Source organism: Bacillus vallismortis (assembly GCF_004116955.1).
Taxonomy (GTDB): domain Bacteria; phylum Bacillota; class Bacilli; order Bacillales; family Bacillaceae; genus Bacillus; species Bacillus vallismortis.
The window spans coordinates 969,411-995,678 of the sequence record NZ_CP026362.1 but is presented as its reverse complement, the minus strand read 5'-3'; the positions used below and the strand labels follow the sequence as shown (position 1 = coordinate 995,678).

The 26,268-nt window shown below is 42.8% G+C and carries 28 protein-coding genes; 4 read left to right on the top strand and 24 right to left on the bottom strand.

All coding sequences use genetic code 11. The features are described from left to right. Positions 1-10: 10 nt before the first annotated feature. A complete protein-coding gene (locus tag BV11031_RS05395; protein ID WP_121642917.1) occupies positions 11-397 on the bottom strand; it encodes a DUF308 domain-containing protein in 387 nt (128 codons plus the stop codon). A gap of 132 nt (positions 398-529) precedes the next feature. On the opposite strand from BV11031_RS05395, the gene BV11031_RS05390 reads away from it, so the two are divergent. Next, complete coding sequence (locus BV11031_RS05390; protein WP_010330677.1) at positions 530-1,111, top strand: nucleotidase; 582 nt, start codon at positions 530-532, stop codon at positions 1,109-1,111. Between the two features lie 38 nt (positions 1,112-1,149). On the opposite strand, the gene zur is transcribed toward BV11031_RS05390, so the two are convergent. Both zur and BV11031_RS05380 read right to left on the bottom strand, forming a co-directional pair. Continuing rightward, positions 1,150-1,587 (bottom strand): zinc uptake transcriptional repressor Zur, encoded by a 438-nt coding sequence (gene zur, locus BV11031_RS05385; RefSeq protein WP_010330678.1) that lies wholly within the window; start codon positions 1,585-1,587, stop codon positions 1,150-1,152. 135 nt (positions 1,588-1,722) lie between these two features. Further along, positions 1,723-2,526: a YitT family protein gene (locus BV11031_RS05380; RefSeq protein WP_010330679.1), complete on the bottom strand. Its 804-nt coding sequence runs from the start codon at positions 2,524-2,526 to the stop codon at positions 1,723-1,725. A gap of 113 nt (positions 2,527-2,639) precedes the next feature. Here BV11031_RS05380 and BV11031_RS05375 point away from each other — a divergent pair, with 113 nt between their 5' ends. Then, positions 2,640-2,894, top strand: a complete 255-nt coding sequence (locus tag BV11031_RS05375; RefSeq protein WP_010330680.1) for a DUF2624 domain-containing protein — start codon at positions 2,640-2,642, stop codon at positions 2,892-2,894. A 26-nt stretch (positions 2,895-2,920) separates the two neighbouring features. Here BV11031_RS05375 and BV11031_RS05370 read toward each other — a convergent pair whose 3' ends face one another. Further along, positions 2,921-3,814: a deoxyribonuclease IV gene (locus tag BV11031_RS05370; protein ID WP_010330681.1), complete on the bottom strand. Its 894-nt coding sequence runs from the start codon at positions 3,812-3,814 to the stop codon at positions 2,921-2,923. A 9-nt stretch (positions 3,815-3,823) separates the two neighbouring features. Beyond that, positions 3,824-5,140, bottom strand: coding sequence for a DEAD-box ATP-dependent RNA helicase CshB (cshB, locus tag BV11031_RS05365; RefSeq protein ID WP_010330683.1), 1,317 nt, complete (start codon positions 5,138-5,140; stop codon positions 3,824-3,826). Between the two features lie 167 nt (positions 5,141-5,307). Between cshB and BV11031_RS05360 the strand changes: the two genes are divergently transcribed. Both BV11031_RS05360 and BV11031_RS05355 read left to right on the top strand, forming a co-directional pair. Next, positions 5,308-6,033, top strand: coding sequence for a YqfQ family protein (locus BV11031_RS05360; RefSeq protein WP_010330684.1), 726 nt, complete (start codon positions 5,308-5,310; stop codon positions 6,031-6,033). Between the two features lie 122 nt (positions 6,034-6,155). Then, positions 6,156-7,100, top strand: coding sequence for a 4-hydroxy-3-methylbut-2-enyl diphosphate reductase (locus BV11031_RS05355; protein ID WP_010330685.1), 945 nt, complete (start codon positions 6,156-6,158; stop codon positions 7,098-7,100). A 22-nt stretch (positions 7,101-7,122) separates the two neighbouring features. Here the strand turns inward: BV11031_RS05355 and BV11031_RS05350 are convergent, their stop codons facing one another. The 19 genes from BV11031_RS05350 to yqfD form a co-directional block, all read right to left on the bottom strand. Continuing rightward, the gene (locus tag BV11031_RS05350) at positions 7,123-8,244 is read right to left on the bottom strand and encodes a Nif3-like dinuclear metal center hexameric protein (RefSeq protein ID WP_010330686.1); all 1,122 of its coding nucleotides are present in this window, start codon (positions 8,242-8,244) and stop codon (positions 7,123-7,125) included. Further along, a complete protein-coding gene (gene trmK / locus BV11031_RS05345; protein WP_010330688.1) occupies positions 8,237-8,887 on the bottom strand; it encodes a tRNA (adenine(22)-N(1))-methyltransferase TrmK in 651 nt (216 codons plus the stop codon). Before trmK ends, BV11031_RS05350 begins: the two co-directional genes overlap by 8 nt. Before the next feature lie 244 nt (positions 8,888-9,131). Then, entirely contained in the window at positions 9,132-9,494 is a 363-nt protein-coding gene (gene cccA / locus BV11031_RS05340) for a cytochrome c550 (RefSeq protein ID WP_010330689.1), read from the bottom strand. A 327-nt stretch (positions 9,495-9,821) separates the two neighbouring features. Beyond that, entirely contained in the window at positions 9,822-10,937 is a 1,116-nt protein-coding gene (gene rpoD, locus BV11031_RS05330; protein ID WP_010330690.1) for an RNA polymerase sigma factor RpoD, read from the bottom strand. 191 nt (positions 10,938-11,128) lie between these two features. Continuing rightward, on the bottom strand, positions 11,129-12,940 hold the full coding sequence (dnaG, locus tag BV11031_RS05325; RefSeq protein ID WP_010330691.1) for a DNA primase: 1,812 nt from the start codon (positions 12,938-12,940) through the stop codon (positions 11,129-11,131). 33 nt (positions 12,941-12,973) lie between these two features. Continuing rightward, a complete protein-coding gene (locus BV11031_RS05320; protein WP_010330692.1) occupies positions 12,974-13,468 on the bottom strand; it encodes a YaiI/YqxD family protein in 495 nt (164 codons plus the stop codon). A gap of 255 nt (positions 13,469-13,723) precedes the next feature. Next, positions 13,724-14,536: a pyruvate, water dikinase regulatory protein gene (locus BV11031_RS05315; protein ID WP_003237056.1), complete on the bottom strand. Its 813-nt coding sequence runs from the start codon at positions 14,534-14,536 to the stop codon at positions 13,724-13,726. A 25-nt stretch (positions 14,537-14,561) separates the two neighbouring features. Beyond that, complete coding sequence (gene ccpN, locus BV11031_RS05310; RefSeq protein WP_026014545.1) at positions 14,562-15,200, bottom strand: transcriptional regulator CcpN; 639 nt, start codon at positions 15,198-15,200, stop codon at positions 14,562-14,564. A gap of 132 nt (positions 15,201-15,332) precedes the next feature. After that, positions 15,333-17,372, bottom strand: coding sequence for a glycine--tRNA ligase subunit beta (gene glyS, locus BV11031_RS05305; protein WP_010330694.1), 2,040 nt, complete (start codon positions 17,370-17,372; stop codon positions 15,333-15,335). Next, positions 17,365-18,252: a glycine--tRNA ligase subunit alpha gene (gene glyQ, locus BV11031_RS05300; RefSeq protein WP_003226213.1), complete on the bottom strand. Its 888-nt coding sequence runs from the start codon at positions 18,250-18,252 to the stop codon at positions 17,365-17,367. The genes glyS and glyQ overlap by 8 nt, the downstream gene beginning before the upstream one ends. Before the next feature lie 303 nt (positions 18,253-18,555). Then, positions 18,556-19,323, bottom strand: a complete 768-nt coding sequence (gene recO, locus BV11031_RS05295; RefSeq protein WP_010330695.1) for a DNA repair protein RecO — start codon at positions 19,321-19,323, stop codon at positions 18,556-18,558. Positions 19,324-19,359: 36 nt separating this feature from the next. Continuing rightward, entirely contained in the window at positions 19,360-19,503 is a 144-nt protein-coding gene (locus BV11031_RS05290; protein WP_010330697.1) for a YqzL family protein, read from the bottom strand. A gap of 143 nt (positions 19,504-19,646) precedes the next feature. After that, positions 19,647-20,552, bottom strand: a complete 906-nt coding sequence (era, locus tag BV11031_RS05285; RefSeq protein ID WP_010330698.1) for a GTPase Era — start codon at positions 20,550-20,552, stop codon at positions 19,647-19,649. Beyond that, a complete protein-coding gene (locus BV11031_RS05280; RefSeq protein WP_010330699.1) occupies positions 20,533-20,943 on the bottom strand; it encodes a cytidine deaminase in 411 nt (136 codons plus the stop codon). Before BV11031_RS05280 ends, era begins: the two co-directional genes overlap by 20 nt. 120 nt (positions 20,944-21,063) lie before the next feature. Continuing rightward, complete coding sequence (locus BV11031_RS05275; RefSeq protein WP_010330700.1) at positions 21,064-21,435, bottom strand: diacylglycerol kinase family protein; 372 nt, start codon at positions 21,433-21,435, stop codon at positions 21,064-21,066. Beyond that, complete coding sequence (ybeY, locus tag BV11031_RS05270) at positions 21,416-21,889, bottom strand: rRNA maturation RNase YbeY (protein ID WP_010330701.1); 474 nt, start codon at positions 21,887-21,889, stop codon at positions 21,416-21,418. The genes BV11031_RS05275 and ybeY overlap by 20 nt, the downstream gene beginning before the upstream one ends. Beyond that, a complete protein-coding gene (pgpH, locus tag BV11031_RS05265) occupies positions 21,890-24,025 on the bottom strand; it encodes a cyclic-di-AMP phosphodiesterase PgpH (protein WP_082246387.1) in 2,136 nt (711 codons plus the stop codon). A 78-nt stretch (positions 24,026-24,103) separates the two neighbouring features. Further along, entirely contained in the window at positions 24,104-25,063 is a 960-nt protein-coding gene (locus BV11031_RS05260; RefSeq protein ID WP_010330704.1) for a PhoH family protein, read from the bottom strand. Then, a complete protein-coding gene (gene yqfD / locus BV11031_RS05255) occupies positions 25,060-26,256 on the bottom strand; it encodes a sporulation protein YqfD (protein ID WP_010330705.1) in 1,197 nt (398 codons plus the stop codon). The genes BV11031_RS05260 and yqfD overlap by 4 nt, the downstream gene beginning before the upstream one ends. Positions 26,257-26,268: the final 12 nt, after the last annotated feature.

The following is a 26,268-nucleotide window of genomic DNA, read 5'->3' as shown; positions in this document are numbered from 1 at the left end:
GCTTTTTATGTTAAAAAAACGGAATAATAAATATTCCCAGCACTAACGAGACGACACCGATACCCATCGCCCAAGCTCCCAGGCCCTGGGCACCTCTTCTTCTTGCGATATAGCCGACAATAATACCGGCAGCTCCCAATAAAACAGGCAGTACAAACAAAGAAATAATGGACAAGGCTAACGCAATATATCCCATTCCCCGTCCTTCATTAACATTGCCGCCGCTGCGGTTATTGTCTCGATCATTGTTTCGATCACTAGCACGGTAAGGTTCTGCGATTTCAGCAGCCGTTTCCTCAAAAAAACCATCATTGTCGCGGGTAATATTTGTGCCTTCAGAACCATGATCAACATAGTAGCTGTTGTTGTCACGTTTTTCGTAATCTGCCACCTTCAATTCCCCCTTCTGTTTTATTAAAGGAGCTTTTATAGTTTGAACCAATTTACCCGTTTCATGTTTGCTAAACTTTTCTGGTAATGTTAATTGTTTATGTTACACTTGAAAGGATGAAACTGAAGGAGTGTGGGCATGTTACGCTTAGGAATAGATATTGACGGCACAATAACAGCTCAGGATACATTCGTCCCTTATTTGAACCGCTCGTTTAATCTTTCCATTTCATTAGACGATATGACGGATTATGATTTGACAAAGCTGTTACATATTACGCAGGAAGAATTTTGGGATTGGATGAATCACAATGAAGCGATGATATATAAGGAAGCAATGCTTGCGCAGCACGCAAAACAGTCACTTGATCTCCTTAAAGAGGAACACAAGCTTATTTTTATTACAGCCAGACGAACTCATCTCACTACTATTACCTATGAATGGTTTGACAGACAAAACATTCATTACGACCACATCGAACTCGTTGGCGGCCATCATAAAGTGGATGCAGTCAAAAATCACAACATCGACTTGTTTTTTGAGGATCATCACGGAAACGCAATGATGATCGCGAAAGAAGCCGGGATTCCGGTGATTTTATTCAATTCCCCTTATAATCAGCTTCCCATTGATTCGAATATCATCAGAGTGAGCAACTGGCTAGAAGCCGTTCAATGGATAAACAAAAACAAGCATCATTTGATACGTGTCAATAACTGAAAAAGGAGCCCTTGGCCCCTTTTTTCATATCTATACAATTACACAGTTGTGTTTTCTTGGTTTTCCGCTGTACAACCAGGGCAGGTGCCGTAAATCTCAAATTTATGCCCGCTGACCTGATAGCCATCCAAATCATCATAAAGCTTGTCCATTGGACATGACTCAATTTCCTTTGTTTTGCCGCAGGCAAGACAAATAAAGTGATGGTGATGATGGGTAAACGAACATTTAAATCGGAAGAGCTTTTCACCGGACAGCTCAGTTGTTTCCAAAATACCTAGTTCTTCATATAAAGAAAGATTTCTGTAGATTGTATCAAAGCTTAAGCCGGGATAATCATCATTTAATGCGGACAGTACGTTTTTAGCGGTAAGATACTTGTCTGAATCAGCAAAAAGCTGCAGCATATCTTCCCGTTTATTTGTATATTTATATCCGTTTTCTTTCAGTAGGTTCAACGCTTCTTGTACGTTCATGAAGGGTCCCCCTTTTCTTTGCTTAAGAACGTATCACATGTATGAAAAAGAAAATGGCAGCTGTCTGACCAGCAAGCCATTTTCTTTACCACAGATAAAATTATACCCATAAAATGAATAAAAGTAAATGAAAGCCTAGTGAATTGCGTTTTTGAATTTTCCGCCTCTCGTTTCATGAGTATTCATAATGGTGATGAAGGCGTTATGATCTACTTCAAACACAATGGCCTTCAGCTTTGTTGTTCCTCGACCAAGACGGTGCAAAATCGCGTCGGAAATTTCGTCATACTGATCTGACACAATAATGACAGCTTTTGTTTCATCAAGCCCCTGAATCACGGCATCAATGGTTTTCATCGCAATATAGTAAGTCATGAAAGAGTACATCGCTTGCTCAGGGCCGAACACAAAACCAGCCCAAATGAAAATGAATACATTGATGAGCATAACGAACTCACCTACTGAAAAGGGCAGTTTTTTCGTCAGCAAAATCCCAAGAATTTCTGTGCCGTCCATTGAACCTCCGTTTCGAATAACGAGCCCGACACCAAAGCCGAGTAAAAGACCTCCGAACACAGTTGCCAAAATAGGCTGAGTTGTAATGGCTTCCACATGGTGAAGCGAGGATTCAATAACGGCAAGCCCGACAATTCCAATCATCGTTGAGACAAGGAAGGTCTTACCGATATATTTATACCCGAAGATCATAAAAGGAATATTTAAAATGACAACAAATATAGCGAAATTCAGAACGGGCGTTGACATAAAGAGGTAGTCTAAAATAAGTGATACACCAATAATTCCGCCATCAATAAAATTGTTGGGGATTAAAAATAATTCAATGCTAACAGCCGCAGATGCAGCTCCTGCCAGAATCATGAAGACCCTGAACATAAAGCGGGAAAATGTTTCTCTCTTATGTTGTTTGGTTGGGGTCATAAAATCTCCTTTCCTGAAATAATGATATTAAATAATTATAAATCTATTTTACCACTAAACACTGACACATTTTGATGATTGGCCATACATTAAGTCTGGAGGTGGAACGATCGATGATTTTATTTCAAAGAATTATTTTGCAGCGCCTTAATCAGGCTACTGCTGACGATTTGCTGAAGTACTCAAAACAATACGGAATCAGTTTGACAAGACCGCAAGCCATTGAAGTAGCAAACCTGTTATACGGGAAAAATGTGAACATTTTTAATGAGAATGAACGAATGCGGCTGCTGAAACAGGTAGAGGCCATTACATCAAAAGAAACAGCTCAAACCGTTAATGAACTATTCAAACAATTCACAAGCTAAAAAATGGGGGACCTATCCCCCATTTTTTATTGCTGTAAAATTTTTTCGAGCAAATTGTCATCAAATTGTTTTTCTTTCAGCATGTCAATCTCAAAGCGGTATGGCGGCTTCTTATTCTTTTTATCTTCACCGACATACGGTGTTTCAAGGATTTTTGGAATGTCTTTTAACTGCTCATGGTGAACCACATACTGCAGTGCCTCAAATCCGATTTCACCAAAGCCGATGTTTTCATGGCGGTCTTTTCTCGCGCCTTTGACATTTTTGCTGTCATTAATATGAAGCACTTTTATACGGTCAATGCCGACGATTTTATCGAACTCATTTAGCACGCCGTCAAAGTCTTCAACAATCTGATATCCGGCATCATGTGTATGGCACGTGTCAAAGCATACCGACAGAAGCTCATTGTGTGTAACGCCATCGATAATCTGTGCAAGCTCCTCAAAGCTTCTGCCGCACTCTGATCCTTTTCCTGCCATTGTTTCTAATGCAATCTGGACATTTTGATTCGGATCAATTACTTCGTTTAATCCTTCAATAATTTTTTTGATGCCTGCCTCAGCTCCCGCTCCTACGTGAGCGCCTGGGTGAAGGACAATCTGTTTCGCTCCGATGGCCGCTGTCCGTTCAATTTCAGAACGAAGAAAATCGACACCCAGCTCAAAAGTGGACGGATTTGTCGTGTTGCCAATATTAATAATATAAGGCGCATGTACGATAATCTCGTCAATGCCGTTTTCTTGCATGTGTGCCCGGCCAGCTTCTATATTTAAGTCTTCAATTTTCTTTCGGCGCGTATTTTGCGGTGCGCCAGTATAGATCATAAACGTGTTCGCCCCATAAGAGGCAGCTTCCTGGCTTGCAGCCAGAAGCATATGTTTCCCGCTCATAGAGACGTGTGAGCCTATTCTCAACAACAGGTTCCCCTACTTTCTTTTTTTAGATTGGTTTCTTCTCTGTTTTTTCTTGATTTTCTCCATCTCATAGCTCATTTTCTTTTTATATCCAGGCTTTACCTTCTTCGGTTTTTTCACGAGACGCTGCGCCATTTCATCCGCTTCGTTCGGCGTTTTTTTGCGCTTCTTGCGGCGCTGGCGGTCATCGCCTTTTTTCCACTCGCCCTTTTCAAGCTCTAAATAATCAAATTCGATGCCCATTTTCTCAAGTCTGGCTAATGCATCCTCATCAGAAATCTCGTAAATGGTCATCGCTTGTCCTGATGAGCCGGCACGAGCGGTTCTGCCCACACGGTGGACATAGAAATCAAGGTCCTCCGGCAGCTCATAGTTGATCACATGGCTGACACCTTTAATATCGATGCCTCTTGCAGCAAGGTCAGTTGCTATGACATAAGTGAATTCCAAATCATTAATCTGTTTCATGACTTTTTTCCGCTCACGAGGCGTTAATCCGCCATGCAGCAGGCCGATTTTCATGCCCTTGCCAGTCAGATATTGAGCAATATGGTCAGCCGTGTTTTTCGTATTGGCAAACACAATGCCCAGGTAAGGATTCAAATGGGACATGATGTCAAAAAGGAGCTTGTCCTTGTCACGATGTTTCGAGGGAATGAGAATATGCTCGATTTTCGCGGCAGTCACCTGTTTTGGCTCCACGTGGGCGTATTTCGGATTTTCCATATACTTTTTCAAAAATGGTTTCAGCTTTTCCGGAATGGTCGCTGAGAACACAAGCATCTGCAAATCCTCAGGCATGCGGGAACCAATGTAATCCACATCTGCAATGAACCCCATGTCCAGCATCAAATCCGCTTCATCAATGACGAGCGATTCCGCTTTATGAACACTTAACGCCTGTTCTTTGATTAAATCGGCAATCCGGCCGGGTGTACCGACGACAAGGTGCGGCTGTGTCTTCAGTTTATCAATCGATTTCTGTTTATCTGTGCCTCCGATAAAACATTTCGAGCGAATCTGGGCGCCTTCTTCACCTTGGGTAATTTTAAGCGCTTCCTGATGAATCTGGTTGGCAAGCTCTCTTGTCGGAGCGGTGACGACAACCTGAACGACATCTTTCGCAGGATCGATTTTGTTTAATAAAGGCAGTAAATAAGCGTGCGTCTTTCCGGTTCCCGTCTGTGACTGGCCGATGACACTTTCTTTTTTTAACACTGCAGGAATCAGCCTTTTCTGAATATCTGTCGGTTCGTAAAAACCAAGGCGATGTACTGCATCTATAATAAACGGTTTCAATTCATATAGTTCAAATTTCGTTTCTTTCATTTTTCCCAGCTCCTTAAAGCGGACATTATGTATCCATCATTACATTATACCCGATTTCGCTTAAAAACACCACGGTTGCAAGGCTTTTGTTTTATTCGGTTATGTTAAGCAAATACCGAAGCACATGCATATTCTAATAGCAGAGAGAGCTGAAAGGAGGTACAAGTATGTTTTCACCACAGCAGCCGATGAGAAATTATCAACAGCCCGGACCGCCCCGCCCCATGCCAAATCAGCAAATGATGGGCAGGAGACCGCCTAATATGCGCAGACCTTCATTTGGACAGCAGCAAGGTTTTCAGCAATCAGGACCATTTCTTCCTCAGGCAAATGCCGGGACGAGAAATAGTGCAGGTGCAGGCGGGGGCTTAAAAGGAATGCTGTCAAGGTTTTTGCCCGGCGGAGGAGGCGCTGGCAGCGCCGGAGTTCCTGGAGCAGGCGCAGCAGCGAGCGGAGGAGCAGGTCTCCAAGGGATTCAAAATATCGCCAACCCTTCATCTTTATCCAGTATGCTCGGGAATGTGCAAAAAGTGCTTGGCATGGCGCAGCAAGTCACCCCTATGATCCAGCAGTACGGCCCGTTAGTCCGTAACCTGCCGGCAATGATGAAGCTGTACAGCCAATTAAGTAAAAGTGATGATACAGAGAGCAACGAGGATCATGAAAAACAAACAGATGCGGAAGATATCTCAGAAACAGAGAACAAGGCTGAAGGAAAGACCTCAGACGATGACAAAAAATCAAAGCAAAAAGGTTCTTCTCTCCCCATGAAATCTAAAAAACCTGACAGTGAAGAGCAAGAATCAAAAACATCTGCCCCGAAGAAAAATAAAACTGCCCCTCCTTCTTCAAAGAGAAGATCAGGCAGTTCAAAGCCGAGATTATATATTTAACATTCTTTGATATCTGAAGTAAGATTGGCTATAATGAGATCAGAAGAATGCAAGAATAGAGCCGTTTGATTACGGCTTTTTATATTGCTTTTACTCACTTCAGTATTGGAGGATAACCAAAAATGGACGTAATTAAAATATCACCGCGCGGCTATTGCTATGGCGTTGTTGATGCTATGGTCATTGCCAAAAACGCGTCACTTGATAAGAGCTTGCCAAGACCCATCTATATCCTCGGGATGATTGTTCATAATAAACACGTCACTGATGCGTTTGAAGAGGAAGGAATCTTTACATTAGACGGCTCTAATCGTCTGGATATCCTGAAACAGGTTGACAAAGGCACTGTGATTTTCACTGCTCACGGTGTTTCTCCTGAGGTCAGAAAAATCGCCGAAGAAAGAGGATTAGTCGCAATTGATGCTACATGTCCGGATGTGACGAAAACCCACAATTTAATTCTAGATATGAAAGACAAAGGTTATCACGTCATCTATGTCGGCAAAAAAGGGCATCCAGAGCCTGAAGGAGCGGTTGGTGTAGCGCCTGAGATCGTTCACTTAGTTGAAACCGAAGAAGATGTGAAAAATCTTGATATCCAAGCAGAAAAATTGATCGTGACCAATCAAACAACAATGTCTCAATGGGATGTTCACGACATTATGGAGCTTGTCAAAGAGAAATATCCTCATGTCGAATATCACCAAGAGATTTGCCTGGCTACCCAGGTGCGGCAGGAAGCTGTATCAGAACAGGCGAAGAAAGCGGACCTAACAATCGTTGTCGGCGACCCGAAAAGCAACAATTCAAATAGGCTCGCTCAAGTGTCGGAGGAAATAGCCGGCACAAAAGCATACCGAATCGGCGATTTGAGCGAATTAAAGCTCGAATGGCTGAAAGGCGTTCATACCGTCGCCGTTACTGCGGGGGCTTCAACACCAACGCCGATTACAAAAGAAGTCATTCGCTTTCTGGAGCAGTTTGATCATGAAGATCCATCAACTTGGACAACTGAACACAATATACCGCTCAAAAAAATACTCCCGAAAGTAAAAGCAAAAAACTGAGGCTGAATAAGCCTCAGTTTTTTTATAGAAATGCAAATGGATTTGTATCTGTTTCAGAAACAAAGATATTCACGTTCAGCTTTTGATCTTTGCACATTGATGTTAGTTTTCTCGTGACGCCTTCTTTCATAACTTTTTCCGCGTAATGGCCCGGATCAACAACATTCAGGCCAAGCATCATCGCATCATGAGCCACATGGAAGTATAAATCTCCTGTGACGTAAACATCGGCGCCCTTTCGTTTCGCATGATGAATATACTTGTTGCCATCTCCGCCAAGAACAGCCACCTTCTTCACCATGCTGTCCGCTTCACCCACCATTCTGACGCCATTGACGTCAAGCTTGTTTTTCACGAATAAAGCGAATTCCTTAAGCGTCATCTCATTTTTAAGTGTTCCGACACGGCCAAGCCCTTTTTCAGCAGGAGACTGCTCGACAGGATAGATATCGTAAGCGACTTCTTCATATGGATGGCTTTTTATCATTGCTTTTATAACAGCTTTTTCGATGCTTTTAGGAAACACAGTCTCCAGCCTAACTTCATGAACAAGCTCAAGCTCTCCTACCTCACCGATAAAAGGCTCAGCGCCGTCCAATGGCTTAAAGCTGCCGATTCCCTCAGACGAAAACGCACAATGGCTGTATTCGCCGATATGGCCGGCTCCCGCGTTTCCGAGCGCCGCTCTGACCTGCTCTTCATATTCCTTCGGCACATATACGGCCAGCTTTTTCAGAGGATCAGTATAAGTAGGCGCCAGTACCTCCGTCTCTCTCAGCTCTAATGCTTCAGCAAGCAAATCATTCACGCCGCCGTCCGCAACGTCTAAATTTGTATGAGCTGCGTAAACAGCGATATCATGCTTCAAACACTTTTCAATTAACCTTCCGGCCGGCTGGTCTGTTGATATATGTTTTAGCGGCCTGAAAATAGGAGGATGGTGAGCAATAATCAAATCAACCTCTTTTTCAATGGCTTCATTTATAACGCTCTCCAACACATCAAGCGTAACCATCACATTTTTAATCGGTTTGTTTAAGGTGCCGATTTGCAAGCCGATTTTATCGCCTTCAACTGCATAGGCTTTCGGGGAAAATTGTTCAAACAGCTGGATGACCCGCTGCCCATTTACAGTTTTATCCATGATTAATAACCTCCTTTAGCAGCTCCATTCGATCGGCGAGCTCCTTTAATTTTTGTTTATTTTGCTCTGTTGCTGCAGCTCGGCTGATCTGCTCATAAATGCCTTGTGTGTGCTGAAGCTCTTGTGTCCATTTTTTCAAAAAGACAGCATTCTTTTCTTTAGCCAAGAAAGGGCCGACGAGCATTCCGGCTGATAAAGAAATACCGCCATAAGCCGCATCCCGGTCACCCGCATCGGCGACAAGCACCTCATAGCACTTTCCATCTTCTTCAAGGATCACCTCATCTATCAGCGCATACCCTTCCTGATAAAGCCACTCCCTGATATGAACAGCATGAATATTCGGCTGTAAAATAAGCCGTTCTTTTCCCGTTAATTTGTCTTTACCCGCCTCTAAGATCTGCGCGATCAAAGATCCGCCCATTCCGGCAATCGTAATCGCATCGGCTTCACCTTTTTTAATCACTTCCAGGCCGTCTCCCTGCCTTACAGAAATGTGCGAGGCTAGGCCTGATTTTTCAACCTGCCGCTTGGCGGACAAAAACGGGCCGTTTGTTATTTCTCCGGCAATTGCCCCGCTGGCTTTATGATTCAGCACCGCATAACAAGGAAGGTAAGCATGATCAGACCCGATATCGGCCATCACCGCCCCATGCGGTATGTACTCGGCTACTGTTTGCAATCGTTTCGATAATTTTAATTCGTTCACTTGTCATCACAACTTTTCTCAATCATTTTTTCCTTTTCTATCATATAAAAAATCAGCCCGGAATCCAAGCTGAGTGAATGATTTTCAGTTGTTTTCTTTTGATGCGGCACATAAAAAAATAAAAGGCTGTCGAGAACATCTCGGCGGCCTGAGAACTATAAGGAGAAAAATAGATCTTTTATTTAATTTTAGATACCCACTCTGCCATATCATCCAGCTTATCGGGCGGAACAAGACCGGATGGCATTCCGTTACCGCCTTTTTCGATCTTGGTTTTTATCTCAGCGACATCTTTCTTATCGCCTATCCCTTTTAAGCTCGGGCCTGAAACACCTTCATAATTTTCACCGTGGCACGTGATACAGTTTGCCTTGTAAATATCCTCAGGTGAAGCGTTTGCATGTTCTTTTTCAGCAGATTTGCTTTCTCCTCCGCTTGCAATCTCTCTGGAATCATCAAGCCCTTTTACTGCTAAAAAGAAAGTCAGACCAATACCTAAAACAGCGATCAGTAAAAATGGAATAAGCGGATTCCATTTCATTTCCCTTCCCCCTTTTTGTTCCTTCCCCTATGTAAACACTTCTAATTCTAACTTATTTTAACAAAAAGTAAATGGATTGCTCTGCAAAAGTTTTTAATTCACACTTTATACAAAATTAAATAGAAGCATGTCTATTTCTCTGATATCCTTTTTATTCTATTGTATAATTTATTGTATACGCTTACAATAGAAAATATGGATTCATATTTTGAATTTTTTCCTCACAATGTTCATTTGCAAATGACATCAATTTTCAGTAAAATAAAGGCATATTATCCATATATCTTTTTGATAAAAAAAGAACGGATCTGCAAGACCCGTTCCATCTTATTCGAGGAAATCTTTCAAACGTTTACTTCTGCTAGGATGTCTTAGTTTCCGCAACGCTTTAGCTTCGATTTGTCGAATACGCTCTCTCGTTACTCCAAATACCTTGCCGACCTCTTCTAATGTTCTTGTACGGCCGTCATCAAGACCGAATCGAAGACGCAATACATTTTCTTCACGATCAGTTAACGTATCAAGCACATCTTCCAGCTGCTCTTTCAACAGCTCATATGCGGCATGGTCTGAAGGTGAAGTTGCTTCTTGGTCTTCAATAAAATCACCAAGATGTGAGTCATCCTCTTCACCGATCGGTGTTTCCAGCGATACCGGCTCTTGTGCGATCTTTAAGATTTCGCGTACTTTTTCAGGTGTTAAATCCATATCTTCCGCAATTTCTTCAGGTGTTGGTTCTCTGCCTAAATCTTGCAGTAATTGACGCTGCACACGGATTAATTTATTAATGGTTTCAACCATATGAACGGGAATCCGGATCGTTCTCGCCTGGTCGGCAATGGCGCGTGTAATCGCCTGTCTGATCCACCACGTAGCATACGTACTGAATTTATAACCTTTGCGGTAATCAAATTTTTCAACGGCTTTCATCAGACCCATATTGCCTTCCTGAATTAAGTCAAGGAAAAGCATTCCGCGTCCGACATACCGTTTTGCGATACTGACAACAAGCCGCAGGTTCGCTTCAGCCAATCTGCGTTTAGATTCTTCGTCACCCTCTTCAATCTTTTGAGCGAAGGCGATTTCTTCTTTTGCAGATAGAAGGTTAACCCGGCCGATTTCCTTTAGATACATCCGAACTGGGTCATTGATTTTGACACCAGGGGGTACACTTAGGTCATTAAGGTCAAATTCTTCTTCGGCTTTGGCAAGCTGCTGAATATTAGGATCTTCTGTTTCTTCATTCTCACTAATTAATTCAACACCTTGTTCACCTAAAAATTGATAATACTCATCCATTTGGTCTGATTCAATTTCAAAGCTGGACATACGCTCGGCAATTTCTTCATATGTCAAAACGCCACGTTTTTTACCAGACTCTGTTAATTGCTCTTTTACTTGATCGAATGTTAATTCTGTCTCGTGGGTTTGTTTATCAGCCATTATGGATCCCTCCTTCCAAAGCTTGCAACGAATTCTATAAGCGGTATGATTCTTATTCGGTCCATTCAGGCGTATTCTCTGCCTTTAATAATGTGCGAATAATGAAATGACAATTCATGATGAGGTCAAGCGATCTATTTGCTCCTCCGCAAGGAATCATTGCCAATACATGCTTCTCATCGGTTTTCCAGTCATTTTAAAGATCGGTTCAATGTAACGATTTCTTGAGCAAGAGAAGCAGCCCTTAAAAAATCTTTTTGCCTTTCGGCTTCGGCTCTTTCCGCTTCTTTTTCTTTTATCATTGACCAATTTCTGTGATTCAACACTTTTTTTACATAATCTGATAACTCGGCTTCGCTGAGTTCTTGATTCATCTGAAGCATTAAAATATCAGACAACAGCTGGCTTATATGATCATCCGTCACCCTTGCCATCAGATGCTGCGGCGTCAGCTCGGCTCCCTCTTCATAAAAAGCGTAAAGATAGGCGGCTAATGCGCGGTGCTCATCAATATTAAATTGAAAGCCTACCCGGTCAATCACTTTTTTAATGACGCTCCGATCTCGAAGCATGTGGGCGAGTAACAGCCTTTCTGCATTTTCATACGCCGGACGCAGGCGTTTTTGCCTCGCCTTTGTCGTTAGATGCGCTCGCCGTGTTTTCGTCTCACCGCCATTGTCAGCAGGTTTGCTTTGCTTGCTGAAAACAGCCAGCTGTTCGGTTAAAGACTCCTGTGAAAGCGAAAACTCTGAAGCAAGCTGTTTGACATAGACTTCCTGCTCAAGCGATCCTGAAAGCGTGCTGATTTCTTTCAGTACATCTTTAATGTAAGTTAAGCGATCACCTTCATCGGACAGGTTCTTTCCTTTTCGGAAATATTGCATTTTGAACGCCATCACGGTGACACTGGCGTCGATAATGTCGTTTTTAAATTTTTCCCCGCCGAACTTTTTGATGTAATCGTCGGGGTCCAATCCGTCAGGAATCATTGCAACTCTGACTTTGCATCCTTTACTCTGCAGAAGTTCAGAAGCTTTTAAGGTGGCTTCATATCCGGCTTTATCGGAGTCGTAGCAAAGAATGATCTCCTCGACGTTTCTTCTCAGAATCTTGACATGCTCATCTGTCAGAGACGTTCCCATCGTGGCTATACTCTCTTTCACACCGGAGTCTACGGCCGATATGACATCGGCAAAGCCCTCAAATAAGACCGCTCTTTCCTGCTTTCTGATATGAAGGCGGGCCTTATAAAAATTGTAAAGCAGTTTACTTTTATGAAAAAGCGGTGTTTCAGGACTGTTCATATATTTAGGCTGCTGACTGCCAAGAGCCCTGCCTGAGAACGCAACAACAGCCCCGTGATGATCATGGATCGGAAACATGACACGGTTTCGGAAACGGTCAAAAAATCCGCTTCCGTCTTCACGTCTGATCAAAAGACCCGCTCTTTCCATTTCCGTCTCACTATAGCCCCTCTTCACGAGAAACTTCGTGATGAAGTCCCAGGAATCAAGAGCATAGCCGATCTGAAATTCATCAATCAGCTCTTTCGTAAAGCCCCTTGAAAGCAGATAATCCAGTGCTTCTTGACCTTCTTTTGTATTTATTAACAAATGATGGTAAAATTTCTTCAAGAGCTCATGAGCCTCAGCCATTTTTTGTTCTACGGAAGATTCTGGTCGGGCTCCGGAATGGACTGTGATATCATCCGGAAAATCAATCTGGTATTTGTCAGCAAGGTGAGAAACCGACTCAGCAAATGAATAACCTTCCATCTGCCTTAAAAAAGAGAAAACATTGCCGCCCGCTCCGCAGCCAAAGCAATGAAAAATCTGTTTGTCGGGCGATACGGAAAACGAAGGTGTGCTTTCTCCATGAAAAGGACAGAGTCCAAAGTAGTTTCGGCCTTGCTTCTTTAATTGAACATAATCACCTATGACTTCAACGATATCTGCCGACTTTTGCACCTGATCCACAATTTCATCTGGTATCCGATTTCCCATCCTATAACACTCCGTCGTACATTATTCGATGCTTTAGTGCAAAATCCCTTCATCGTTCGACAGGATTTTTTGCAGTAGTGTAATAAATCGTTCTCGATCTTCTTTATTCAATTTTTTAGGACCTTTGGCGTATATGCCTTTTCTCCTTTGTTTACCGGAAAAATGACGGCTCTCAAGAGCAAAATCAATCGTATCTTCTTTGTAAAGACGCCCTCTTTCCGACATAACTGAGACATTTCTGTTCAACAGCAGGGACGCTAATCCGATGTCCTGCGTCACAACAACATCTCCCGGTTTTACATGATTTGCGATATATAAATCAGCAGCTTCTTTATGAGGATCAACATACTTCCATATTTCTTCCTTGCTTCTGGAAAGCTGATAATGTTCAAATGAAGCGACAAAAAGAACTTGAACGTTATAATCGGATGCTGTTTGCAAAATTTCATCTTTTACCGGACAAGCGTCAGCATCGACAAAAATCGTCTTTTCTTGTTCATTAAGAAGAGTAATTCTCCATCCCTCCATTAAACTCCTGCATAAAAGCAAGCAAAATCGCACATCCTTTAGATCATTGCGGATGTATATGAATTTGTCGAAAAATTTCCGGGAGAAATTCTTGACATCTTACCCATAATAGTTTATTCGTATCACACGAACCTTAAACCTAAAATTAATCATTTTATCACAATTTTTTATTATAATACAAACTTCTCAAAGATGCTATTGTTTTTCATTATTCCCTTTTGGCATCGCCAAAAACCCAGGATGGAGCGTCCTGAGTTACATGTTTTTTGTTTTGAGATGATGGATAATATTCGCTGTTTCTTCAACCGCTTTATTTGAAACATCAACAACCTGGCACCCGATCCGATCCACAATCTTTTCGAAATATTCGAGTTCTTCTTTGATTCTGTTGATATTTGCATAGATCGCTTTGTCATTTAGTCCGAGTGATTTCAACCGTTCTTTTCTAATGTGATTCAGTTTATCCGGGCTAATCTTTAAACCGATGCATTTTTTCGGATCAACGTTAAAGAGTTCTTCCGGCGGGTCAACTTCAGGTACAATCGGAACATTGGCAACCTTCAGGCGCTTGTGGGCGAGATATTGAGACAGTGGTGTTTTAGACGTTCTCGATACGCCGATCAAAACGATATCCGCTTTTAAAATCCCTCTTGGATCCCGTCCATCATCATATTTCACTGCAAACTCGATGGCCTCCACTTTTTTGAAATAATCTTCATCAAGCTGGCGCACCCGCCCCGGTTCGTATTTCGCTGTTAAACCGTAGGCTGTTTCCATTTTATCAATTAACGGGCCGATAATATCATAATATAAAACATTTGCTTTTTCCGCTTCGGCAATCAAATATTCTCTTATTTCCGGCACCACGAGTGTAAAACAGATAATGCCGCCGTCTGCCTTCGCAAGTGAAATCACTTCATTGATCGTGCCTATATCTTCAACATAAGGAATTCTTCTGACATGTGTATCGTCCGCTGATCCGTTAAATTGGCTGAGCGCTGCTTTTACTACCAATTCAGCCGTTTCACCGACGGAATCCGATACGACATAGATGATGCGGTTATTCATATTATCCCCCCGTTAGTTTGCGATGTTATAGGATTTCATTTTCTGATAAACTGACAAGTATTTTTGTCATATTCGTTTTTGTCACTCTGCCGATCACTTCAAAGCCTTTATCGGTATCTTTGATAACAGGCAGTGCATCAATTTGTTTTTCTATCAGATGCTTTGCAATGTCCATCACATAATCCTCACGTCTGCACACTGTAATGTTCGGCATCCTTGTCATGATGATGTGAACAGGGACAGATGTAAGCTCCTGCTGGCCAATGCTCGCTCTCAGCAGGTCTTTTCGTGAAAGCACCCCGACTAAAACAGCATCGCGGTCCACCACAAACAGAGTACCTACATCTTCTAAAAACATGGTGCAAATCGCATCGTACACAGAAACGTTTTCATGAATCACAACGGGGATAGATTGAAAGTCTTTCACCTGAAGCTTTTTGAGTTTATCTGCCAAGAGCTGGGTGCCGGTTTTCCCAGTGTAGAAATAACCGACTCTCGGGCGCGCCTCGAGGAATCCTGACATGGTGAGTATGGCTAAATCCGGACGCAACGTTGCCCTTGTTAGGTTCAGCTTTTCTGCAATATGCTCCCCTGTAATTGGCCCGCTTTCTTTTACAATCTGCAAAATATGTTCTTGCCGTTTATTTAGTTCGATCGTACTCACCACCTTTTCACTTCATGTCTATGTAAAGAAATAATAATCCATATTATATCGTAATTATCTTGCAATCAAACAAAAAACATATAAATGGAGAAAAGACGATTACCGATCACACAGCAACCGCCTTTTCTCTCTCTATTTTACAATAAGGGCATTCATATTCGCAAAGGACTTGATCTCATCCGCCAAGCTTACCATTTGCGCCAAACGGTTTGCCTTTAATGTCTCGCTATCTGCTATCACCATTGTATGATCAAAGTAAGCATCGATCGGTTCTTTTAAGGCTGCAAGTGAATCAAGCGCCGCCTCGTAATCTTTTTCGCGGAAGTTTTCCTGAAGGTTTTGCTTCGCTGTTTGGTAGGCATCAAACAGGTTTGCTTCGTATTCATTTTCAAACAGGTCAGGCTGAATGTCTCCGCGAACTCCTTTTTTGCTGATAGAGATGACTCGGCCTAGAGCTTCTGCTGTTTCCTTAAAGCCTGGTGCACCAAGCTTTTGTTCCAGCACTTGTGCTTTATGCAGCGCTGAGTACGGCTCAAGCTGAGAGCTTTCCAGCACGGCGTCGATGACATCGTGTCTGATTTGTTCAGCATTCAAGACATATTTCAGACGCTGAGTGAAGAAATCCAGCAGTTCTTTTTCTTTTTCGGTTTGTACGAAAGTAAGCAGCTCTTCAAACGAAATTCCCCAGTTGCGGTCAAGAAGAATCGCAACAATACCGCTCGCTTGGCGGCGCAGGCCGTAAGGATCCTGAGAACCAGTCGGAATAACGCCGATAGAGAAGAATGAAGCGATTGTATCCAGCTTATCGGACATTGCTACAACAGCTCCAGTGAAAGTAGAAGGCGTTTCTCCGCCTGCTGATCTAGGCATATAGTGTTCGTTGACTGCCGCAGCCACAGCTTCATCTTCTCCAAGCATTCTCGCATACTTTTCACCCATAATTCCTTGAAGCTCAGGGAATTCGTATATCATATGCGTGACAAGATCGAATTTTGAAATTTCAGCAGCCCGCTTCACATGTTTTAATGTATCTTCATCAGCCTGAAGACGGCCCGCAAGCTTCTCTGCGATTGAAGTGACTCTTCTGACCTTATCAGCAAGAGAACCAAGCTCTTCATGGAAAACAATGTTTTCAAGCTTCTTCACATTTGCATCAATGTTTAATTTCTGATCTTCCTTGTAGAAGAATGAAGCATCAGATAAACGCGCGCGCAGCACTTTTTCATTGCCTCGTGCCACATTTTCGATCGCGTGGCTGTTTCCGTTTCGGACTGTGATAAAGTAAGGCAGTAAATCGCCGTTTTTGTCTTTGACAGGGAAGTAGCGCTGATGCTCTTTCATTGTCGTGACCAGCACTTCCTCAGGAATTGTCAAAAACTCAGATTCAAATGAACCGTAAAGAGCTGTCGGATATTCTACTAAGTGATTCACTTCATTAAGAAGGTCTTCGTCAACTGGAATGTTCCAATTGTTGTCTGCAGCCATCGCTTCCAGCTGAGATTGAATCATCTGTTTCCGGATATGAGGGTCGGCGATGACGTGCTGTTCTTTCAGCTGCTCTTCATAAGCGGAAGGTGAATCAATTGACACTTCATGTCCGAGAAAACGGTGTCCCTGTGTTGTCCGGCCAGACTCAATGTTTGTGATAGAAAATGGAATGACATCCTGTCCAAATAAAGAGACAATCCATTTGATTGGCCGGATATAACGCAAATCTTCATTTCCCCAACGCATGTTTTTCGGGAAGTTCAAGCTCGTAACCAAGCCGCTCAGTTCCGGCAGAAGCGATTTCGTTTCTTGGCCGGCTTGGAATTTTTGCACAAATACATACTCTGTGCCTTTTACTTCTTTGATGTACAGGTCATTCACGTCTGCACCTTGGCCCTTTGAAAAGCCAATTGCCGCTTTTGTCCAGTTCCCGTCTGCATCAAGGGCAATTTTTTTCGCAGGCCCTTTCGCTTCTTCTTTAATATCATCCTGTTTTTCTGCTACATCCTTTACGAATACAGCAAGGCGTCTAGGTGTATTGAAGAGCTTCACTTCACCGTGAGTGATATTTTTTTCATTCAGCCAGCCTGTCAGCTTCTCGCCAAGCTGAACCATACTGTCATGTAAAAAGCGCGCCGGCATTTCCTCTAATCCGATCTCTAAAAGTAAATCCTGTTTACTCATGAGAAGAACCCTCCCCTTTAAGCATTGGGAACCCTAGCTTTTCTCGTTCCTCATAATAGGTTTTTGCTACTTTTCTCGCTAAATTCCGCACTCTTGCGATATAGCCTGTCCGCTCGGTAACAGAGATCGCGCCTTTGGCGTCAAGCAGGTTGAAAGTGTGCGAGCATTTTAGCACATAATCATATGCCGGATGAACAAGCCCGTTATCCATTTGCTTAATCGCTTCTTTTTCATACGTGCTGAATAATTGGAACAGCATATCAACGTCTGACGTTTCAAACGTATAGACGGAATGCTCGTATTCTGCCATCATGAATAAATCTTTTACTGTAAACCCTGATGTCCACTCCAAGTCGAAAACATTCTCTTTATCCTGGATATAAGACGCGAGGCGCTCAATTCCGTACGTAATCTCTACAGAAACTGGTTTACACTCTAGTCCTCCGACCTGCTGGAAATACGTAAATTGAGTGATTTCCATTCCATCAAGCCATACTTCCCAGCCAAGACCCGCGCAGCCTAATGACGGATTCTCCCAGTTGTCTTCAACAAAGCGAATATCATGCTCAAGCGGATCAATTCCAAGCGCGCGCAAGGAATCTAAATACAGCTCTTGAATATTATCAGGAGACGGTTTAATAATGACCTGGAATTGATGATGCTGATACAGTCTGTTCGGGTTCTCCCCGTAACGGCCGTCTGCAGGGCGTCTTGAAGGCTCTACATAAGCCACTTTCCACGGCTCAGGGCCGATACTGCGCAAAAATGTATACGGGCTCATCGTGCCGGCCCCTTTTTCTACATCGTATGCCTGCATAAGCACACAGCCCTGACTGGACCAATGCTTTTGCAAGGTTAGAATCATGTCTTGAATATTCATGTCAAGCACCTCCACTTTTCCTTCATAAAATGACTGCGGCGGCAACCAAAAAACTCCCGTCTCTATGCTTGCCAGCCGCAAACATAGGGACGAGAGTTCTCCCGCGGTTCCACCCTAGTTGCTGAGAACAAAATCCCAGCCTCTTTTTTTAAAATTGCTCAAGAATGCCTTTCGTTGCGTGCTCATCCTTAGCTTACACCGCCCTAAGGTCGCTTTACAATTTATGAGGTAAACGCAAGTACTTCTTTCTCTCACTGCAACATATTTTATAATAAATGATCATATAAAAAGATGGACCAGATGTCAACTTTTGTTTTCGCCCATAAGATGTTTCATGCTCTCCACTTGATCTAAAAAGCGCTTTGATTTTAAATATAACCCTGAGTATTCTTCATAATATAAATCAATCACTTGCTTCAATTCAGCTTTTGTTTCCTGTTTTAAGGACACATTGCCCAGCCTCGATAAATCAAAGTAATAAAACAGTCTCAACAGCCTTGCTGTTTGCGGTTTAATCGGAACCCTGTAAGGATCTTTTTCAAAACAGCGGTGGCAAATAAAACCATTATCACGGATAGAAAAATGAAAGGTCCCATCCTGGCTTTTACAATGCACACAGTGATTGAGCTCGGGATACAGCCCCATGACACCGAGCATTTTCATTTGAACGATAAAGATGATAACGTCCGGGTCAGTTCCTTCATTCAGCTGTTTGAGCGATTCTAAAATGAATTCAAACAAATAAGGGTTCGGCTTTTTTTCTTCTGTGCCTCTGTCGACTAACTCGGTGATATAAGCAGCATATGCTGTTAAAAACAGATCTTCCCTGATACCTCTCAAGCTGAGGATCATTTCCCCCTGCTGAAGCGTTCCGAGGCCGGATGTTTTTTGCATTAAGAACGAGCCATACAAAAAGGGCTGGCTGACTGCTGATAAACGGCTGTTCGGTTTTTTGGCGCCTCTGGCCATCACACCTACTTTTCCGTGTTCTCTTGTCAGTAAAGTAACGATTTTATTCGTCTCTCCGTAATCATTTGTGCGAAGAACGATTCCTTCACATTTTGTCAGCATTTCCGCACCTTCCTAAAGCAGGAGCGGCCAAGAGGTTTATAAAATTGGATAATCAAATCGGGCTAGCTCATCTTCTAGTTCTTCGGGTCTATCCATGTTCTCTTTTTCCAGTTCTTTAAAAAGAAGATACGTATCAACATTTCCTGTTTGAGAAAATACGTTCCAGGTAAAATTCAACACAAGAAACCCACCTTTCTGTAGTTAAACTAGCTTACATAAACTCCAAATTCTTACCTTTATCTTGACCAGATGTCCTCCATTTCATGTTAAACAAAATTTGCTAATGTATCCCTGTTCCTGTGAGATCATGACACAGCGAGAGATTAATATTCATCCTCTTTAAAGCCAAAATCGCGAAGCTGGGACATTTTATTACGCCAGTCTTTCTGCACTTTGACCCATAATTCAAGGTAGACACGGGAGCCTAACAACGCTTCAATATCCGCTCTCGCTCTTTTTCCGACTTCTTTTAGCAGGCTTCCTTTTTTCCCGATTACAATGCCTTTTTGGGAGTCCCGTTCGACCACAATCGTGGCCGCCACGTGAACAGAACCATTGTCCTGCCCTTTGATTGATTCGATGGCTACCGCAATGCTATGCGGGATCTCTTCTCTCGTCAAATGCAGCACTTTTTCCCTGATAAGTTCAGAAATGATAAAGCGCTCCGGATGGTCGGTTACTTGGTCACTCGGATAGAATTGCGGCCCTTCCGGCAAATATGCTTCAATCTGAGTGAGCAATGTTTCGATATTATTTCCCTCTAGAGCAGAAATTGGAACAATTTCCTTAAAAGGATAACGTCCGCGGTATTCGTCAATTAACAGAAGCAATTGATCGGGATGAATTTTGTCAATTTTGTTTACGATTAAAAATACAGGCGTGGACAGATTCTGCAATTTCTCAATAATGAATTCGTCGCCCTTCCCGTAGCCTTCCTCGGCGTTGATCATAAACAAGATCATATCGACTTCTTTTAATGTATTTTGCGCCACTTTCATCATAAAGTCCCCAAGCTTATGCTTAGGCTTATGAATCCCGGGTGTGTCAATAAAAATCGTTTGTGATGTACCTGTCGTCAGAACTCCTTGCACTTTGTTTCTCGTCGTTTGGGGCTTATCGCTCATAATTGCGATTTTTTGTCCAATGACTCTGTTCAAAAATGTGGACTTTCCCACGTTTGGTCTTCCGATAATAGATACAAATCCTGATTTAAAGCTTTCGTTCGTCATGTAAATCCTCCGATGAAAATGCGCCTGGCAATAATTCTTCCACAGTCATTTCTTTTATTTGTCCTTGTAAATTTGTCATTACGACAATAACATCCTTTGTGCAAAGCTCAGAAATCACCTGGCGGCATGCTCCGCACGGAGATACCGGTCCAGGGGTGTCTGCCGCAACAGCCAGCATCTGAAACTCTGTATCCCCTTCAGAAACAGCTTTAAATAAAGCGGTACGCTCGGCGCAATTGCACATGCTGTATGCCGCGTTCTCGATGTTGCAGCCTCTGTACACTTTTCCATCCTTGGTAAGAAGAGCGGCTCCGACTTGAAACTTGGAATACGGCACATACGCCATATCACGTGCTTTTAATGCTTCTGTTATTAATTCCTGTCTGTTCATGTGTACATGTTCCTCTCTTACCTATAATGGTACCGCTATCACTTTATATTTTACATAATCGCGCGCTTTTTTTCACGCCCATTTCTAAAAATGTAAAATAAATGTAAGAATCTTCAGCGATTACAGCTTTGGCAAAAAAATAAGTAAACCAATGATACACGAAATGATGGCAAAAACGCAAACAGCCCCAGCGGCAGCGTCCTTAGCCGCTTTAGCAAGCGGGTGATGTTTGTCTGTTATTAAATCAACCGTATGTTCAATGGCTGTATTTAAAAGCTCTAGCGAAAGCATTCCGCCGATCAAAAGGAAAATAACCGCCCACTCGATCAGGCTGAGCCCCACGAGGAAGCCGCAAATGAGAACAGCACACGCGGCTGCGGAATGAAACTGGAAATTCCGCTCCGTCCGCGCTGTTTCCCGGATGCCCCTGCCTGCATGCACGAAGCTTTTGAAGAATCGCTTCAGCTCATTTCTATGATCTCTTGAGTCCATAGGCGTCCAGCAAATCCTTTTGCTTAGTAAACATCTCCTCTTCTTCCTCTTTCGTCATATGGTCATATCCTAAAAGGTGCAGGAATCCATGCACGGCTAGAAATCCGAGCTCTCTTTTAAAAGAATGGTTATATTCTTCGGCCTGCTCTCTTGTACGGTCCGCACTAATGATAATATCACCTAAAACAGGCGGTATTTCCGCGCCCACAATTTCCACTTCGCCCTCTCCTTCCTCTTCAAGAGCAAATGAGATGACATCTGTCGGCGCATCCTTCCCGCGGTACTCTTTATTAATCTGCTGTATGTCTTCATTGGTAACGATCGTGACCGAAACTTCAGCCTGATCCTGAACGCCTTCACGCTCAGCGGCAAATTGAAGCAGATTCTCTACTTCTTTAAGCATCTCTTCAGAGACACTCCCCGTTTCATCAACAATATCAATCAGTAAACTCATCTATTTCACCTTCTTAGTAGCCTCCGGATATTCAATCCGGGAGTGGAAAATTCCTTTTAATGTTGCACAGAGTGTTTTGGCGATTGTATCCAGCTCTTTAAATGTCAAATCGCATTCGCTGAACTGTCCGTCCTGCAGCTTATCGGATATGATACCCCGGACAAGCTTTTCAATTCGCTCTGGATTTGGATTATGCATGGATCTGACGGCTGCTTCAACACTGTCAGCCACTGATATAATCGCGGCTTCCTTTGACTGCGGCTTTGGCCCCGGATATCGGAACTCTTCTTCTGTAATCTGGTCGCCTTTTTCCTTCGCTTTATAATAAAAGAACTTTAACAGCGAGGTTCCATGATGCTGCTCAGCAATGTCGACAAGCTCTTTCGGAAATTTATAGCTTCTCAGCATGTTCGCACCATCAGTCGTGTGAGAGATGATAATATTTTTACTCAGCTGAGGAGAGAGCTTGTCATGCGGATTGTCAATATTCATTTGGTTTTCAATAAAATACTGCGGCCGCTTTGTTTTTCCAAGATCGTGGTAATACGCGCCAACTCTAGCAAGCAAACCATTCGCCCCAACCGCCTCGCAGGCTGCCTCTGACAAATTGGCAACCATTACACTGTGATGATATGTACCTGGTGTTTCTGTTAATATTTTGCGCAAAAGCGGATGGTTAGGATTAGACAGCTCAAGCAGCCTCATTGTGGATAAAATGCCAAAGCCTGTCTCAAAAAACGGCATCAGGCCGATGATCAATACTGACGAAGCAAACCCCGACACAACGCCCATCAGCATTAACGTGCCGATCTCAAGCCCCGACAGCGCGGTGTTTTGGATCAATAATAAGGAAAGAACAACAATCATATTAATAAAGGCCACGAAAAGCCCGGTCTGCAAAATCTTTGATCTGGCATTGTGTTTTCCTAAAAATAAAACACCTGAAATTCCGCTGATCAAATAATAAATTCCTATGACATAATTGAATGTTCCCGTCACACCCTGATTAAACATCATACTTCCGCAAATCGCAAGAATGATACTTCCCAAAATAGCGATGCGTTCGTTCATCAGCAGTTTGATTAAGATTGCGCCGGCCGCAATAGGAACAAGATACCCGATATTATTATATTCCATCTTCTGGAATAAACTAACAACCTCCATGATAATAAGCAAAAGCGTTGTGATAATAGAGAACAGCAGGACAGATTGGTTTTTGAATTTCAGGTTTTGGTTTTGTTTTTCAAAGTAGTATACAAGCGTTGCGATGAATAGTCCGATCATAATTAATAATCCGCTGATCGGTTTAAAGAGATTTGAGTTATTTAATAACCCGGTCAGTTCGAGTTTTCTGTACACTTCCCGGTCAATGAGGTCGTTTTCTTCAACGAGCACCTGTCCCTGTTTAATCTGAACCTGCTGGACATTGTCTGACGCTTCCTGTCTTTTTGCCTCCGTTGCTTTCGGATCAAAAACGTAATTCGGAATAATAGCAAAACGCCCGATTTCTGTCGCCGCTCCCAAGTATTTTGATGGGATAGAATTGCCCTTTAGCTCTTTTTCTACTTTATCCTTTGCATCAGATAGTTTATCCGAAGAGATTTCACTGCTCATGACCGAATTCACTGACGTAATGACGGTATCCCTGACAAAAGAAAAGTCTTCACTGTCTGCTTTCAGCAATGTCTTGATGGAATCCTCTGATATGGAATCATTCACATCTGACGTTAATTTGTTCTTCACAGACTTCACCATGGATTTTTCCGATGGTGGTGATTTGCTGTCTTCTGATGATTTTTTCACTTCGCTGATACTTTCGAAAATAGATGATACAAGGTCAATCCGATTGTCTGTGTATTCTTTTTTTAATGTATATTGATCTTCAACCGCGTCCTCAGCGGCCTGCTTTTTTTCTTCTGTGGCTTTTTGATCTTCCACGGTTGCCGGAGCATAAATGGTCTTGTCGCTGACTGAAAATAGGTCTAAATCAAGTGTTTCCGGCTTAACATGTACAAAAAGCAAAGCAAACATAATGGCAGCCAGCAGAAGATACAGCAGTACATGCATAGAGCGGGCATTAGTAAAGCTGCTCCATTTTTTTGAGCTGCTTTTGGTCTTCCCCTTCTTTTTCAACACAAGAACCTCCTCTGGAAACATCAAGCCCATAAGCAATCATAAAAATGACCCGATAACGCGCGATCGGGTCATTCAGCATTAATTTTGCTTATCGTATGCTTCAATAATTTTCGCAACAAGCGGATGTCTGACCACGTCTGTCTGGTCTAGCTCAATCATAGAAATGCCGTCTATTCCTTTCAGCATCTCCTTCGCTACTGCAAGTCCCGATTTGACGCCTTTCGGCAGATCAATTTGGCTAACGTCACCTGTAATGATCATTTTAGAGCCAAAACCCAGTCTCGTCAAAAACATTTTCATTTGAGCAGGCGTGGTATTCTGTGCTTCATCAAGTATAACATAAGCATCATCAAGCGTCCGTCCCCTCATGTATGCAAGCGGGGCAATCTCAATGACGCCTCTTTCCATCAGACGTTCTGTATGGTCTGCCCCAAGCACATCATGAAGAGCGTCATATAGCGGGCGCAAATAAGGATCTACCTTCTCTTTGAGGTCACCCGGGAGAAAACCAAGGCTTTCACCGGCTTCTACGGCAGGTCTTGTCAAAATGATCTTTTTGATATGTCCGTTTTTCAAAGCGTGGACTGCTTTTACGACAGCCAGATATGTTTTCCCGGTTCCCGCCGGACCAATGCCGAATACAAGGTCATTCCGCTTCATAGCGGCCACGTATTCCCGCTGTCCCATCGTTTTTACACGGATTGGTTTGCCTTTTGCGGTTTTTGTAATTTCTTCATCATACATGCTTTCAAAGTATTCAAGTTCATTCTTCTTTGCCATTTTGACGGCGTAAATCACATCACGTTCAGAGATCTCTATCCCCTTGCGAATTAAAGCGAGGAGCGATCCCAGCAGCCTGTCTGCAATCTGAAACGATTCTTCATCGCCTGAAACATAAATCGTTTCGCCGCGCGTAATGATATTTACATTCAGATCTTTCTCCATCAATTTCAAAAAAGAATCTTGATTCCCGAACAGTGAAAGCGCCTCGTCCGGGCTTTTCAGTTTTTGATTCATCGCAAGTAAATGTTCTGTCATTCTTCAGTCTCCCTGACAATAGGTGTGGTTTGAACGATATCTTCTATAACTTGGTAGAGAATAATCAACTTTACTTTACCATTCTCAACAGTCTGGTGCAAAACTTTTTCACTTTTCACCTCGCCGTTTTCGCCTATTTTATCCTCTACATCCTGTTTACCCATTTTAATGCCTTCTTGAACCGCTTCTTCTTTCGTATATTTTCTCAAAGCCTCTTCACTTTCTCTCGTTTGCTCTTTGATATAGGATACAGGGAGCTTAAATCCGAGAAAATGGAGCGAATGCTTTTCTTGTTCCGTTTTTGGATGCTTCAACTCCTCTTGTTTAAGCGTCATTCCCCAGATCGGGATGGCCAAAGAGCCAAAAGAAAGCTTGTGCTTTGTCCTTACTTTGCCCGTATAGACGTTAAATAATGTTTCAAGCGGGACCGTCACTTCGGATCTGTACCAGGTTTCTCCGTAAATGTCTGCTTTTGAGGCGACTTCCTGCTGATGCTCTTCGCTCCCGATGAGTCCCGAAACAAGCAGCTGTCCCTTTTCCACATGATCATGGATTGCGGCCATCGGCTGACCTTTTTGGACAAACATTCTTGTAATGGTTGCTTTCTTTTTGGCGACGATATCGCGCGGGCTAACATACTTTTCTTTTTCGGGCTCATTTTTTTCCACGACTTTCATGTGAATCGTCGTCCCCTTCAGATCAACTCCGACCCAAGTGATATTGTCTATTCCGTTGGTTAACGATTTTTGTATTTTTTCGGGTGACATCATTAAAAACTGCAGACGCCCCTTTTTGACGCCAATTTCCTTAAGATGCTGCATCATTTGATGTTCCGTTTCAGGCTTAGCGCCTGTCACATCAATTTTCCACACCATATTGGAAAGCAAAAACAAAAGGATGAAAAACATTGCAAAACCGATCGTAAACCCTATATTCAACTTTGATTTCAATAACAGAAAAGGAAATCCTTTCCGGTTCATGAATCGGGCTTTACATTTAAATTTTCTTCTTATCCGCCGAAAGGCATGTACATCCTGAAGCTGTAGATATAACAATACGGCTTCTTTCTTTTTTTTGACATGAAAGACCGGAATCCCTTGTCTAGTGCATTCATTAAGGAGCCGTTCAATCCCTCTTCCCGTCAATTCAAGCTGGACCCTACCCGAAAAAAAAGACAGCCATTTATTTTTCACAACATTTCCCCC

What these genes read in the sequence shown, in the direction of transcription:
- BV11031_RS05390 (WP_010330677.1), top strand. Translation starts at nt 530, where the DNA reads ATGTTACGCTTAGGAATAGATATTGACGGCACAATAACAGCTCAGGAT.
- zur (WP_010330678.1), bottom strand. Translation starts at nt 1,587, where the DNA reads ATGAACGTACAAGAAGCGTTGAACCTACTGAAAGAAAACGGATATAAA.
- BV11031_RS05355 (WP_010330685.1), top strand. Translation starts at nt 6,156, where the DNA reads ATGGACGTAATTAAAATATCACCGCGCGGCTATTGCTATGGCGTTGTT.
- glyQ (WP_003226213.1), bottom strand. Translation starts at nt 18,252, where the DNA reads ATGAATATTCAAGACATGATTCTAACCTTGCAAAAGCATTGGTCCAGT.
- glyS (WP_010330694.1), bottom strand. Translation starts at nt 17,372, where the DNA reads ATGAGTAAACAGGATTTACTTTTAGAGATCGGATTAGAGGAAATGCCG.
- BV11031_RS05320 (WP_010330692.1), bottom strand. Translation starts at nt 13,468, where the DNA reads ATGGAGGGATGGAGAATTACTCTTCTTAATGAACAAGAAAAGACGATT.
- ybeY (WP_010330701.1), bottom strand. Translation starts at nt 21,889, where the DNA reads ATGAGTTTACTGATTGATATTGTTGATGAAACGGGGAGTGTCTCTGAA.
- BV11031_RS05380 (WP_010330679.1), bottom strand. Translation starts at nt 2,526, where the DNA reads ATGACCCCAACCAAACAACATAAGAGAGAAACATTTTCCCGCTTTATG.
- rpoD (WP_010330690.1), bottom strand. Translation starts at nt 10,937, where the DNA reads ATGGCTGATAAACAAACCCACGAGACAGAATTAACATTCGATCAAGTA.
- BV11031_RS05260 (WP_010330704.1), bottom strand. Translation starts at nt 25,063, where the DNA reads ATGACAGAACATTTACTTGCGATGAATCAAAAACTGAAAAGCCCGGAC.
- BV11031_RS05360 (WP_010330684.1), top strand. Translation starts at nt 5,308, where the DNA reads ATGTTTTCACCACAGCAGCCGATGAGAAATTATCAACAGCCCGGACCG.
- cccA (WP_010330689.1), bottom strand. Translation starts at nt 9,494, where the DNA reads ATGAAATGGAATCCGCTTATTCCATTTTTACTGATCGCTGTTTTAGGT.
- era (WP_010330698.1), bottom strand. Translation starts at nt 20,552, where the DNA reads ATGACGAACGAAAGCTTTAAATCAGGATTTGTATCTATTATCGGAAGA.
- BV11031_RS05315 (WP_003237056.1), bottom strand. Translation starts at nt 14,536, where the DNA reads ATGAATAACCGCATCATCTATGTCGTATCGGATTCCGTCGGTGAAACG.
- BV11031_RS05280 (WP_010330699.1), bottom strand. Translation starts at nt 20,943, where the DNA reads ATGAACAGACAGGAATTAATAACAGAAGCATTAAAAGCACGTGATATG.
- cshB (WP_010330683.1), bottom strand. Translation starts at nt 5,140, where the DNA reads ATGAAAGAAACGAAATTTGAACTATATGAATTGAAACCGTTTATTATA.
- BV11031_RS05375 (WP_010330680.1), top strand. Translation starts at nt 2,640, where the DNA reads ATGATTTTATTTCAAAGAATTATTTTGCAGCGCCTTAATCAGGCTACT.
- BV11031_RS05275 (WP_010330700.1), bottom strand. Translation starts at nt 21,435, where the DNA reads ATGGACTCAAGAGATCATAGAAATGAGCTGAAGCGATTCTTCAAAAGC.
- recO (WP_010330695.1), bottom strand. Translation starts at nt 19,323, where the DNA reads ATGCTGACAAAATGTGAAGGAATCGTTCTTCGCACAAATGATTACGGA.
- BV11031_RS05350 (WP_010330686.1), bottom strand. Translation starts at nt 8,244, where the DNA reads ATGGATAAAACTGTAAATGGGCAGCGGGTCATCCAGCTGTTTGAACAA.
- trmK (WP_010330688.1), bottom strand. Translation starts at nt 8,887, where the DNA reads ATGGCCGATATCGGGTCTGATCATGCTTACCTTCCTTGTTATGCGGTG.
- dnaG (WP_010330691.1), bottom strand. Translation starts at nt 12,940, where the DNA reads ATGGGAAATCGGATACCAGATGAAATTGTGGATCAGGTGCAAAAGTCG.